Genomic DNA, 13,279 nt, shown 5'->3' on the forward strand with positions numbered 1-13,279 from the left:
TAAGTTGAATCTACTCTTGGGTAACGTGTGTCTAGGAATCACATACCGTGGCTCGGCGGCGGTAAGACTCAGATAACAAAGCCCGCAGCCGCGAGAGTCGGCCACGATGCGGACACTGCTGTTGGGGTTGGACGGGACTTGTCGCTCCGTACTCGACCCGCTGTTCGAGGCGGACGTGACGCCGACGCTTTCGGGACTCTTCGAGGAGAGCGCCAGCGGTCCTCTGACCTCGCAACTCCCGCCGTGGACGCCGAGCGCGTGGCCGTCGCTGTACACCGGCGTCAACCCCGGGAAACACGGTGTCTACGGCTTCCTCCGCTTCGACGGCTACGACCACGACGTCGTGGACGCGACGGACGTTCGCGCCCGCGCGCTCTGGGAGCTGCTCGACCACCACGGACACAGCAGCGTCGTCGTGAACGTCCCGGTGACAGCCCCCGCGAGCGCAGTCGACGGCGCGGTAATCCCGGGTTACGTCTCCCCGGAGGACCCGCCGGGCCACCCCGAGGGAGTCCTCGACGACGTGCGTGACGCCATCGGATCGTACACCGTCTACGGACCGATGGACACGCCGGGCGAGGCCGAACTGGCAGACGTGGCCGCCCACGCGAAGACCAGAGGCGACGCCTTCGCCTACCTCGTCGACCGATTCGACCCCGACTTCGGCTTTCTGGAGTTCCAGCAGACCGACACGGTGTTTCACCGCCGACCGGAGGACATCGAGGCCGTCGAGTGCGTGTTCGGGGCCGTCGACGACGCCGTGGCGACGGCCCTCGACGCGGCGGACCCCGACAACGTACTCGTGGTCAGCGACCACGGCATCGGCCCCTACGACGGGCACGAGATCCGCGTTAACGAGTGCTTACGGGACTGGGACCTGCTGGAGACGACGACCGGCGGAGAAGGGATGCCATCGTGGGACGCCATCGCCCGCCGCCGCCTCCAGCAGGGCGAGAGCGGGGGGACGCCCGACCCCGGCCTGTTGGAACGAGGCGTGGGCCTCCTCGCCCGCGCCGGCGTGACGAGTCAGCGCGTCGAGGCCGTCCTCGAACCGCTGGGCCTCGCCGAGGTCGTCGCTCGAATCGCACCGACCGACGCCGTCAGAGCGGGGACGGAGCAAGTCGACTTCCGGGCCTCGCAGGCGTACATGCGCGACCGCATCGAACTGGGCGTGCGTCTCAATCTCGCCGGCCGCGAACCCGACGGCGTCGTCCAGCCAGACGCGTACGAGGCGACGCGCCGGGAGGTTATCGACCGACTCGCGACCCTCGAAGACCCCGACGGGAACCCGGTCTTCGAGGAGGTGTTCCCCAGAGAGGCCGTCTTCGACGGGCCCTACGTCGAGGACGCGCCGGACGTGCTGGTCGTCCCCCGGGCGTTCGAGAACTTCCTCAACGGCTCCATGCTCGGCGAGTGGTTCGGGACGCCGCGAGAGCCGTGGAACCACAAACGCGACGGCGTCCTCGCCGCGACGGGCCCGGCCGTCGATACGTCGGCGTCGCTCGCTGACGCACACCTGTTCGACGTGGCACCGACAGTTCTGAGTACGTTCGGGGTCCCGCGGGACGAGCGGATGGACGGGACCCCCCTCCCGATAGTCGACCCGACGCCGGTCGAGCAGTACCCCGACTACGAGACGACGGAGCGACGGGTTCGGGACGACCACGACGTGGCCGACCGACTCGCCAACCTCGGCTATCTCTCGGACGGGGAGTGACCACCGCCGCGGTCACGAGCAGTCACACACGTCGTTACTCACGCGCCCGGGACTCCCGAGCGACTGGAGCTGCAGGTCACGCCGGTCGAGTTGTGCCCGTTCGGTCACCAGTGGCGTCCCCGTGACGGTGATGGACGACCGACGGAGGGCCGAGCCGGCCGACTGGACGACGGTGACGCCGTTCCGCCCCGGACCGGTCTGGCAGACACAGAGGCCGTCGAGGAGCGTCCCGTTCCGCCCGCTTATCAGTATCGCCGTGTTCCCGGCGGCGGACCCGTCGACGGTGAGGTCCCGAATCTGCAACGGGTAGCGGCGTGCCGCGCTGGAGCCGTTCTTCGGGTCTTTCGCCCAGAGCGCCCGGACGCCGTCGGCCCGGACGGTGACGTGGGTGTTCCGAATCGTGGCCGATTCGAGCCAGTTTGCGCAGGTGATGGCACCGTCGCTGCCCGTCACTCGGTCCATCACGACGCGACAGCCATCGACGAGGACATCCGTTCCCCCGCGGAGGCGGATGCCGCGCATGTTCGGGACGCCGCGACGGGCCTCGGTACAGCGGACGGTCACGCCCCTGACGGTCGCCGGGCCGCTCACCCGGACGTTCGAGATACCACTGTTCTCGTAGCGACCGCCGACGACGTCGACGCGCCCCCTCGCGGGGGAGGCGTAGAGGCCGTTGTCCGGGAACCCGCTAACGACGCAGTCTTCGAACCGGAGGTGGCCGCGATGGTCCTCGCCGACGTAACAGCCGGTGTTCCGGTACTGCGGGGCACCGCCGTCCGGCATACTGAGCCGTCGGATGACGCCTGTCCCGTCGGGGTCCGTGACGCCGAACCGCATCCCGTCCTGGTTCGTATCGAACTCGCCACGCACGGAGACGTCCGAGACGTACAGGCCGTCGGCGACGGTCAGGTGGAGCGGTCGTGGCCCGGTGTTCCCCTGTCGGAAGTCGAACGTCAGCCCCTCGACGGCGAGATCGGTGGCGTCTCCGCTGCGACCCAGTCCGAACAGCGGCCCGCCGAAGTTCGGGACGGTGGTGATGGTCGCCTCCGGGCCGACGATGCCCAACTGGTGGAACTCGTCGACGTACCAGTGTTCGTCCAGCAGGTACTCGCCGGGCGGGAACCGGACCAGCGTGTGGTCGGCGTCTATCGACTGGAGCGTCGAGTGGATAGAGACGGACCCCGTCGGGTCGGCACCTTCCTCGACGACGTCGACGACCTGCTCGTAGTCCGCTGGTGCGGGCGTCGACGTTACCGGGTCGGCCGACGTCGGCGTCTCGTACGAAACTGCCGTATCGGCGGTGGTCGGCCGCGGCGTCTCTGCTGTCGGTGTCTCGGTCCTCGGCTCGCCGTCCTCGCGCGGACAGCCAGCGAGAGCGCCGAGCAGCCCCGCGGTTCCCAGCCGAGCGAGTAGCCGACGGCGCGTCCACTCCCTTGACATACCGTCCCTGACGGCGAGTATCGAATTGTTATGGTGACTGTATCCCCGGTAAGCCCTCGTTTCTCTCAGTCGTCGCCGACAGCGGTCGAGACAGGGGCCGAAGACGCCTCGCCGTCGGCCGGCGGGCTCTCGGTGACGGACGGGTCGAGGCGGTCATCGAGATGCCGTTCGTAGTCGCGGTCCACTAACAGCGCCCCGACGAGGAAGGCGGTGCCGACGAGTAGCGACCCGAGCAGCCGCGGCAGCGCTTCGCGGAGAGACCGGTCGCTCCGTATCGTATCGACGACGCCGCCGAGGACGGTCGTCGCCGCGGCGGCAAACAACGCGAGCATCGAGTACGGCCCCTCGTAGAGGTGTTTGGTCCGCAGGCGCCAGAAGTAGTTCCGCAGGAGCATCCCCGACACCTTCGGGATGTACGAGCGATAGGCGATGTGGCTCTCTTCGTCCCCGTAGTTCGCCGGCCGCGGAACGTCGACGACCCGGAGGCCCGCGACGTTCAACCTGACGAGGAGGTCGTTGCAGTAGCCGTAGTACTCGTACATGTCCTCGATACCCGCCTCCTCGAGGGCGTGCAGCGAGATGGCGGTGTAGCCGTTCTGCGGGTCGCCGATAGTCCAGTAGCCGCTCGCGATGCGAGTCAGCCACGTGAGGATGCGGTTGCCGACGTAGCGAAAGCGGGGCATCCCCCTCTGGTGGGCCTCGTTCATGAGGCGATTCCCTTTGACGTAGTCGGCCTCGCCCTCGACGACCGGACGGATGACGCCTTCGAGCAGTTCCGGTTGCATCTGTGCGTCCCCGCCCATGACCGCAGTCACGTCGATGCCGTCCTCGCGGGCGGCGAGGTACCCGGTCTTTATCGCGCCACCGACGCCGCGGTTCTCGTCGTGTCTGATGGGAACGACCCGACGAGAGAAGCCGTTTCTGGAGGCGCTCGCAGCGTTGATCCGGTCTGCTGTCCGGCAGATCTCCGCCCAGGTACCGTCGGTCGACCCGTCCTCGACGGCGTATACCCGGTCGACGTAGCCGGGGATGGTCGCTATCGTCTCGCCGACGAGGCCTTCTTCGTTGTACGCCGGCACTACGACGGCGACGGTTGCGTCACGGTACATCGTCACCACGCTCCGACTCGCCGCGGACTTTCGGGACCCATTCTCGCCGGAAACTGGTGCTGTCTCGTCCATTGTTATGCTCGGCTTGTGTCACGCGTTCGGCCGGCGCGACGGGCGTCGAGAGGAGACCGCCGTCGGTGTCCGGTAGCGTGGCCGTGTCGACGGCAGTAGCAGGCGCGTACCGCGGCACACAGCGCCTATAACAATACCGACAGCAGCGAGGGGATGTGACGATGACGCTGAACAGTGCGGTCGTCGGCGGCGGCATGGTGTCCGACGTACACCTCTCTGGCCTCCAGAAGTGTCCACTGACGGATCTGGTCGCGATCTGTGATGTAGACGAGTCCCGCGCCCGAGCGAAAGCGACCGAGTACGACATCGGCGCCTTCGCCGACTTCGAGGGGATGCTCGCCCGCGAGGACCTCGACTGGATTCACCTCTGTACGCCGGTCCAGACCCATCTCGATCTGGCACGAATGGCCATCGAAGACGGCATCGCAGTCCAGATAGAGAAACCCGTGACGACGTCTGCCGTCGAGGCGGAAGAACTGGAGGCGCTCGCAGACGAGCAAGACGTCCCGGTATCGGTCGTCCACAACCACAACTTCGCTCCCGCGGTCCGGAAGGCGTCTCGCCTCATCGACGACGGGGCTATCGGCGACGTTCGGTCGGTGAACATCCTCTATACGGGCGAGACGTATCCCGACGACGTGCGCCGGGGTGCGTGGGCGTTCGACCTCCCCGGCGGCGAGTTCGAGGAGGGGCTGCCACACCCGATCTACATCGTACTGAAACTCGGCGGCTACCCGGTCGCCGAAGACGCGATTCAGGCCCAGACCGCACTCACACGGGAGTACGAGCAGGGGTTCGACTACGACAGCGTCCAGTTCCAGTACACCAGCGAGACCGACGTCCTCTGTAACGCCACCATACTGGCGAGCGACATCCCACACAAGTCCATCCGAATCCACGGCGAACGCGGCAGTCTCCTCGTCGACATCGTCTCCCAGACGGTGACGGTCCTCGACAGAGACTACGACGCCTCGGTGACGGCCCGGGCGCTCACCAACGTCGACCACGTCCTCGGGCGCATCGAGGGGACGCTGGAGAACGTCGTCGCCGTCGCCCGTCGGACCCTCACCGACGACTGGGCGGCAGAGCGCGACCTCGACTCGCACTACTATCAGTTCGACGTCGAGGCCAGGGCGATTCACAATGGCGACCCGATGCCGGTCCCCGTGGCCGAAGGGACGTGGACGCTCCGCATCATGGAGGAGATACGACGGGCCGCGGCGCGACCGGACGCCGGCGAGCAGATTCAACTGAACACTGACTCGCTGTAAGTGACCGTTACTGAAAGACGGTGCTCCATAACAAAGCCGTACTCTTCTGAAACCCGGCCATACTCAGTCGGGCACCAGCCCGTCGGACCATCATGGAACGGGAGACACTCGCAATCAGGAGCATCGCCCTGGTACTGCTCGTCGTCGGCGCCAGTATCGGCCCCTTAGGACCGGTCGGATCGGCCGCGGGAAACGTCGAGAACGTCGACGACAGGCCGACCGCCTACAGCGTCGTGCAGGGTGAGCGGTGTATCCCGCTTACCATCGTCGGCGACGCCTCACAGAACGTCTCGTCGTACTACGACTACCACGGCGGCGACGGGACCGACTACAGCTCTCACGGGACCGACGACAGACAGGTGTCGAACGTAAGCCAACTCTACGTCTATCGCGGGTCCAACGGTGACAGTCTGCTCTTCCTTCACGACGCTCGCAACGACGGTGTCGGCAACGGCTCGGTGTCGATGTCGATTACGAACGTCCCCGAGGAGGCGTCGTGGCCCGTCGAGGACGACACCTACCAGAACCGTGACGACAACTTCGAACACGGCGAGACGAGCAGTCAGATAGACTGGATGTGGACGGAGGGACGGACCGACGGGGCGGCGATGGTCGGCCTCGGACACCTGAACGAGACGGCGATCCGTATCGACCCCGCGTTCGACGAGGAGAGCTTCGCCGCACAGGACCCGGAACTCGACTGGCCGTACGACCCACTCGAGTGGCGTGCGAGGAGCGGGCCAGACGAGGAACTCGTGGCGCTCGACAAAGACAGTCCAGTCGAGGTGCAGGCGGGGACCTGTCTCGACGCGGCCGTTGAGGTGAACGCGACGACGGTGAGTAGCGGCGAGGCGGTACAGTTCGACGGCGGGAACTCCACGGTCGGCCCGTCCGCGGAGTACGACTGGTCGTTCGGCGACAACACGAGTGCGACGGGCGTCACGACGACGCACACGTACAACCAGACCGGGACGTTCACCGTCACGCTGACTGTCAGCAACCGGTTCGGTCGCTCCGACACGGCGAACGTGACTATCGAAGTCGTCGACGACAGCCCACCGGACGCCAGACTCGACGCACCGGCGACAGCCACGCCGAACGAGACGGTCGTCCTCGACGCCAGCAACTCCACCGACGACACGGGCATCAGCGAGTATCGGTGGGACGTGGACGGCGACGGCACGGTCGACCGGACGACGACGGCGGCCAGAACGGAGACGGCGTTCGACACGGTCGGGAACCAGACGGTCGCTGTCACGGCCGTCGATACGCTGGGCCAGACTGACAGCGCGAACGCGACGATCGCAGTCGAGGCCAACGAGAGCAACGACCCGACGGCGGCCATCGACGGGCCGGCGACGGCGACGGTGAACCAGGAAGTCACCTTCGACGCCTCGAACTCGACGGTACCCCGCGGCGGGGCAACCTACGAGTGGGACCTAAACGGCGACGGCACCGCCGAGAACGTGACCACGAACGCCTCGCTGACCACCTCGTTTGCCACTATCGGCAACCGGACCGTCCGCGTGACGGTGGTCGACGCCATCGGCCGGAACGATAGCGCGAACGCGACTCTCACGGTCCAGCGCAACGCGAGCAACGACCCGGTCGCCAGACTCGACGCACCCGCGACCACGCGTGTCGGGACCGAGATCACTCTCGATGCCTCGAACTCGACGGTGCCTCGCGGCGGGGCGACCTACGAGTGGGACCTAAACGGCGACGGCACCGCCGAGAACGTGACCACGACCCCCTCGCTGACGGCGACGTTCGATACCGCCGGCGACCGGACCATCCGCCTGACGGTCACCGACAGCGCGAACGTGACGGCGACGGACAGCGCGCAAGTGACCGTCGAGCGCGCTTCACAGAGCGGTGGCGGGGGCAGTGGTGGCGACGGCGGCAGCGACAGCGGCGGAGGCGGAGCGGCCCCTGCTCCGCCGCCTGAACCCGACGAGGACGAACCGGCCGCGACGGCGAGCAGCGACGGGAACACCGTCACCGTCGAGAGCAACGTCGACGCCGACGTCGTCGGTGTTGGCCTCGACGACGGGACGCTCGGAAGCGGTTCGGTGAGGGTCCAGCGCATCGCGCTGGCCGACGTGGAATCGGGGAGTGCGGTGGCGGTGACCGACGAGTGGAACGGCAGCGACGGGCCGCCACTCGGGAGCGACGAGACGATGCTGGCGCTCGGACCGAGCGTCGCGTCGGGGCCCGCCCCGTCCTCGGTCACCTACCAGTTAGCTATCGACCGGGCGGCGATCAGAAACCGCGGTGGGTCGGTCGACTCGCTCGCCGTCGCGACGTGGAACGGGTCCGGGTGGGAGACGGCCGAGACGACGCTGGTCCGAAACGACTCGACCGTCGTCATCAACGCGACGGCCGGCCCGGAGGAACCGCTGGCCGTCGGTCTCCCGACAGCGCAGGTCGTCGGCACCGACCTCGCCATCGCCGAGTCTCCGGTCGTGAACCAGTCGGTGAACGTCTCGGTGACGCTGTCTAACGACGGGCACCGGGACGGGTCCGAGACGGTGACCACCGTCCTCGGCGGCCGCGTCGTCGCCTCCGAGCGCGTGACGATTCGAGCGGGCGAGACCGAACGCCTCACGTTCACCGTCGTCCCGAGGCGGGCCGGACAGCAGCGACTCACCGTCGCCGGCCTCCAGACGACGGTCGACGTCGCGCCGGCGAGAGCCGACATCGGCCCCCCGTCGGTCGACGTCGAACGCGAGACGGTCGGCACCGGGGAGTCCGTGCAAGTGCGTGCGACGTTCCGTAACGACGGGACTGTCACCGGCACCGAGAACGCTTCCTTCGTCGTCTTCGGTGAGGTAGTCGAGCGGCAGTCCGTGACCGTCGCGCCCGGCGAGACGAAGACGGTCACCTTCGAGCAGCGAATCGAACACCCCGGTCAGTACACCGTCGGTGTCAACGGACAGAACGCGTCGGTGGCCGTCGACGGCGAAGCGAAGACCGCCCAGACCGAGTCGTGGGTCGACACCGGCGCGGGCGGCGGCGGGTCGACCTCCCCGCTCCTGTTGGGTCTCCTCGCACTCGGCAGTATCGGGCTCGTCGCGGGCAGTATCGCCGTCCTCAGTCGACAGCTCTGAGACGAGTCAGCCGACACGGTGGCGCTGACCGACTGGTCCGTCGAGGTGGTGTCGGTGACCGTCACGTCCACCGCTGTTCCGTCGGTGGATGGCTCACGTGTCGCGTTCGACTCGGGTGGCACACATCCCGTGAAAGCTACCGACTAGACCGGAGACAGCACGCGACGAGCGCACTCGCCCATCCCAACACCTGTAGAAAGGGCGATGCGGCCCTGTTGAAATCCTATCGTCTCGACACTTTTCCCACGAAAACAGCCGTTAGGTAGGTGTTGCAGTTCTTGCAGAACACTCCCTCGAAGGGAATGTGGCTGAAAACCTCGTGTCCACACACGGGACACCAGTTTCTGTATCCAAGTCTCACTAGATACCACATCGTCGTAGACTACGCTAACTGGCACAACGGGTCACGAATCCACATCTGCGACGTAGATTCCGTATCCGAGGTAGGCGAGGACCTGTGAGGCCTCCCGCCAGTGCGTGAGGTTCATCCGGATGTACCGACGAATCGTAGGGTCGGTGAGATTACCGATAAGACGTACCACGGTCTGTAGCGTCTCCGTGATGCCACGACGACGAAGCTCACTCACAAACTGAGTGCGTGGATCGACTTGTCGGACAGTTGATCTGGTGTCTCGGAGGCCGGCCTGCTCGAACCGAGTGACCCACTCTTCTGGTGGCTTAGGTGATGCCCCAGTTGCCGCTTCGAGATACGACTCCAGGGATCGTGGTGGCTCGTCAAGCCACGTTGCCTCGTTTACGCCGACGACGCCACCAGGTTGCGTTACTCGCGCGTACTCACGAAGTGCTGTTGTCGGGTCATCCACGAACCCGAGTACGGACTCGCTAATAACCGCGTCGAATGTCCCAGATGCAAAGGGGAGGCGACAGGCATCACCAACAGCAAACTGAGGACGTATGGATACCTGTTCCGAGGCAACACGTTCTCTCGCCCATGTGAGCATTGAAGGCGAGATGTCGATGCCGACCACGCGACAACCAAAGGTACGTGAAAGGAAGGGCGGCGTGATGCCGGTTCCGACGCCTACGTCAAGGACGCGGTCACCCGGCTCTATCTGGCAGGCACGAGCGAGTTCCTCCGTTGCTTCCATACCGCCAAAATGTTCAGTCGTTCCGAGAATAGACTGCAATCGGAAGTACCCACGGGCGCTGTCTGTGCTCATTACTCATCTAATACATCTATTGACCATTTAGCGATTAAGGTGCAATATGCGCTTAGTTCAAACACCTATATTCCGATCTGTCGGTTCTCCTCTCGGAGAAGCGAAAGATCTGGTCTGGGAACGGACCCCAAACAGACAGGATATCTAACGTTCAGAGTGTCTTGTCGATGTTGTGAGACAGATAGCAGCGAGTTCACGGGATCGCTTCCTCCAGTGCCGGTCACTGCGGCGCGACGTCGAGTCGCAGATAGAGGACCTTGTCGGCAGACCCGTCGTCGACGGTCTCCGGCATCGGTCCGCGGACGACGTAGTACACCAATCGGAGGTCCTGACCGGCCATCGTCGGCGTGACGGTGTGGTCGTACGTCCACGTCTCGTTCACGGCGACGCGCTGTGATTGCTGTCGTAACGTCTCGCTCGCCAGTACCGTCCCGCCGTCGACGCGCTGTAGCTTCGCGACGATAGTGTAGGTGGCCGCGCTGTCGTGGTGGTTGGTCACCTCGACGACGAGCGGTTGTGACTCGCCGACGGTGCCGTTCGTCGGGTAGCCGCCGGCGACGTACTCGCCGGACTGTGACTCGGTCAGCAGCGACGCGCTGGTGTAGGACATCGACTGCGTCGGGCCGGCCAGCGCGACGGTGAGCGACCCGAGTGCGGCCACGACGGCGACACAGAGACAGACGGTCAGCGCCCGGGTCACAGCGTCGCCGCCGAGAAACCGTTCGGTCCCGGTCTGTCGGGCGATCGCGAGCGGATCGAACCGCTCGTGGGCCGGGACGGCGAGGCGGCGAGCAGTCCCGACGACCACACCGACTCCGACGACGACCCACACCGTCGCGAGCACCGACTCCGTCGTCAGTCTGACACCTAGCGCCCCGAGCGTGACGGCCATCAGCGGAATCAGCGCCACGCTGACACCGAACGCAAGCGCCAGTCGCTCACGCGCGAGGACGCCGTCGTGTGCCGCGGTCAGCGAGAGGCCGATAGCGCCCTCGCCAGCGTCCCGGTTCTGTGGCCTGCGGGGAAACAGGGCGGCGACCACGGCGTACCCCGGCGCGAAGAACACGAGGACGGACCCGATCAGAAAGCCGACCACCGTCCCGCCGACGCCGATAGTCACCGTCGCGCTGGCGAAGACGACGTACGTAAGTACGGCTACGAGGTCGACCGGGACCACGTCGAGTGTGGACGCCGCCAGACGGCGAGCGGTCTCGGTGACGCTCACGCCGCGGACCTCCGCCGGTCTGTCGTCCACTCACGGATTGCCAGAACGCTCGCCCCAGACATTGTTCGGTACGGGCTATCCGGTTACATCGCTTTGTTATGGCGTTCGTACCGCCGCCGTGGCGGTCTCGGACACCCGCAGGCGACGTGACTCCGTGAACAGGTAGGGCGGGTATAACTTACCCCCCGGGGTCGTCAGTACGAAGCGAGCGATGTTGGCGTCTACCGGTCTCCAGAACGGGGGTTCACGAAGAGGGACGGACGTATGAGCATGGACATAACCACGCTCGCTGCGAGCGACAGCGACGTCTGGAACGACACACTCGAACAGGCGGACGAGCGCACGCCGTTTCACCGCTTCGAGGCGCTCGAAGTGTTCGCCGACCACGCCGACGCGGAGTTACACCCCCTGATAGGGTACAAAGGCGAGGAACCCGTCGGGCTATTCCCCTTGTTCACCATCCAGAAAGGCCCGATAACGACGGCGTTCTCGCCACCGCCCGACCTCAAGGTGAGCTACCTCGGCCCGGTCATCCTGACCAGTCCCGGGATGAAGTCCAACACGGTCGAGCGCCGCCGCCGCCGGTTCGTCGAGCGGTGTCTCGACTGGCTATACCGAACACACGCACCGCGATACGTCCACGTCCGGACGTCGATCACGACGCCCGATACGCGACCGTTCGACTGGGAGATGTTCGAGGAGACGCCGCGCTTTACCTACGTGGTCGACCTCGAAACCGGTCCGGAGGTGCTGTTCGACCGGTTCAGTCGCGACGCCCGCTCGAACGTCAGGGAGGCCGAAGACGCCTGTTCGGTCTCGGAGTCCGGACAGGCGGCCGCCCGGAGTATCATCGCGCAGGTCCGCAACCGCCACGCGGAGCAGGACCTCCGATTCCCTGTGACCGTCGAACTCGTCGAGGACCTCTACGAGGCGCTTCCGGAGGGCTACCTCCGGCCGTACGTCTGTACCATCGATGGCGTGTTCGTCGGCGGGAGCCTCGTCCTCGACGACGGTCAGCGAGCCTACGGCTGGCAGGGGACCGTCAAGACAGATCTCGAGTACGACGTCAACGATCTGCTGCACTGGTACATCATCCGCGATGCGGCCGCGCGGGACGTCGTGGCGTACGACCTCGTCGGGGCGAACAACCCGCGGCTCTCCCGGTACAAGTCGAAATTCGCCCCGACGCTGACCCGGTATCACTCCCTGGAGCGGAGCGCCCCCGGGTTCGGGACGGTGGCTCGGCTCTACCGACGGCTCAAGTGAAACAGCCGACCTAGTCGTCGCGCATGGTCGCTAACCACGTCTCGATACGGTCGCTGCCGTAGAACCGGACGGTGTTTGTCTCTCGGTCGTAGTCGAGGACGTCGGCGTCGTCCAGTCTCGGGAGGTGGACGTGGTGGAGTGAGACGCCGATGCGGTGGGTCGCGACGTCTCCGAGGTCCGTCCCTTGCTCCGTCTGTGCGACGGTCGCCGCCAACGTCTCCAGCGAGTGCTCTCGCTCCTCGGCGTCACAGAGCGCCCGGAGCAGTATCCGCCGTCGGTTCGACGAGAGCAGGTCGATACACTCGGCGTCCGGTAGCAAGCCGGTATCGCTGTCGGCGTCGGCCATGGGGGACGTATCGTCCTCACTCGTCATGGATGCGTGACGGACGCGTGGTCGAGGGCCGCCGCACGCCGCCGCTCATTGCTTGTCGTGGCCAGACCGCAGGGTCCGGTAGGCCAGACCAACCGTGAGGATGACGATGCTGATAACCAGGAACCGTTTCAGTGCGAACATCACACCAGTCAACTAGCTGTCACGCAGGTAGTTATGAACCTCCTTCGCTGTACCGCTCGGTCGATACACGGGGAATCCGGCGAACGGAACGCCCGGACGCGAACCGTCGAGCGCACTGCCTACCGCCGCTAACCACGGAATAACAATACACGGTCACGCCGTCCCGCTTGACGCGGGGAGAGCGAACACCTGCGCGTACTGGCCCACACCGGTCCATCCCTTGCCAACTCACCCACCCCACCCCCACTCAGGCCACACGAGACGGCGGCCGGCGTCGTCCCGGCTGCGCTGTTCGCTCTCCCCCAACGCGACCCTTATTCGACGTTATTAGACGATACAGGTGCTGTAAGGCAGTCTTATGGGGAAAAGCGTCC

At 65.9% G+C, this 13,279-nt stretch carries 9 protein-coding genes; 4 read left to right on the forward strand and 5 right to left on the reverse strand.

All coding sequences use genetic code 11. The features are described from left to right. Positions 1-106 precede the first annotated feature (106 nt). Complete coding sequence (locus NDI85_RS03175) at positions 107-1,717, forward strand: alkaline phosphatase family protein (RefSeq protein WP_310914885.1); 1,611 nt, start codon at positions 107-109, stop codon at positions 1,715-1,717. A gap of 12 nt (positions 1,718-1,729) precedes the next feature. Here NDI85_RS03175 and NDI85_RS03180 read toward each other — a convergent pair whose 3' ends face one another. Together NDI85_RS03180 and NDI85_RS03185 are read right to left on the reverse strand one after the other, a co-directional pair. Next, on the reverse strand, positions 1,730-3,157 hold the full coding sequence (locus tag NDI85_RS03180; protein ID WP_188994695.1) for a hypothetical protein: 1,428 nt from the start codon (positions 3,155-3,157) through the stop codon (positions 1,730-1,732). Positions 3,158-3,222: 65 nt separating this feature from the next. Continuing rightward, complete coding sequence (locus NDI85_RS03185) at positions 3,223-4,266, reverse strand: glycosyltransferase family 2 protein (protein ID WP_188994693.1); 1,044 nt, start codon at positions 4,264-4,266, stop codon at positions 3,223-3,225. A 233-nt stretch (positions 4,267-4,499) separates the two neighbouring features. On the opposite strand from NDI85_RS03185, the gene NDI85_RS03190 reads away from it, so the two are divergent. Continuing rightward, complete coding sequence (locus tag NDI85_RS03190) at positions 4,500-5,609, forward strand: Gfo/Idh/MocA family oxidoreductase (RefSeq protein WP_310914886.1); 1,110 nt, start codon at positions 4,500-4,502, stop codon at positions 5,607-5,609. Positions 5,610-5,701: 92 nt separating this feature from the next. Further along, entirely contained in the window at positions 5,702-8,719 is a 3,018-nt protein-coding gene (locus NDI85_RS03195) for a PKD domain-containing protein (RefSeq protein WP_310914887.1), read from the forward strand. 404 nt (positions 8,720-9,123) lie between these two features. On the opposite strand, the gene NDI85_RS03200 is transcribed toward NDI85_RS03195, so the two are convergent. Then, entirely contained in the window at positions 9,124-9,900 is a 777-nt protein-coding gene (locus NDI85_RS03200) for a class I SAM-dependent methyltransferase (RefSeq protein ID WP_310914888.1), read from the reverse strand. Between the two features lie 220 nt (positions 9,901-10,120). Then, positions 10,121-11,125 carry a DUF1616 domain-containing protein gene (locus tag NDI85_RS03205; RefSeq protein ID WP_310914890.1) on the reverse strand — a complete coding sequence of 335 codons (1,005 nt, stop codon included), beginning with the start codon at positions 11,123-11,125 and terminating at the stop codon, positions 10,121-10,123. A 264-nt stretch (positions 11,126-11,389) separates the two neighbouring features. Here NDI85_RS03205 and NDI85_RS03210 point away from each other — a divergent pair, with 264 nt between their 5' ends. After that, entirely contained in the window at positions 11,390-12,391 is a 1,002-nt protein-coding gene (locus NDI85_RS03210) for a GNAT family N-acetyltransferase (RefSeq protein WP_310914891.1), read from the forward strand. 10 nt (positions 12,392-12,401) lie between these two features. Here NDI85_RS03210 and NDI85_RS03215 read toward each other — a convergent pair whose 3' ends face one another. Continuing rightward, entirely contained in the window at positions 12,402-12,764 is a 363-nt protein-coding gene (locus NDI85_RS03215) for a hypothetical protein (RefSeq protein WP_310914893.1), read from the reverse strand. Positions 12,765-13,279 lie beyond the last annotated feature (515 nt).

The organism is Haloarcula sp. S1AR25-4 (assembly GCF_031624555.1).
GTDB classification, from domain to species: Archaea; Halobacteriota; Halobacteria; order Halobacteriales; family Haloarculaceae; genus Haloarcula; species Haloarcula pellucida.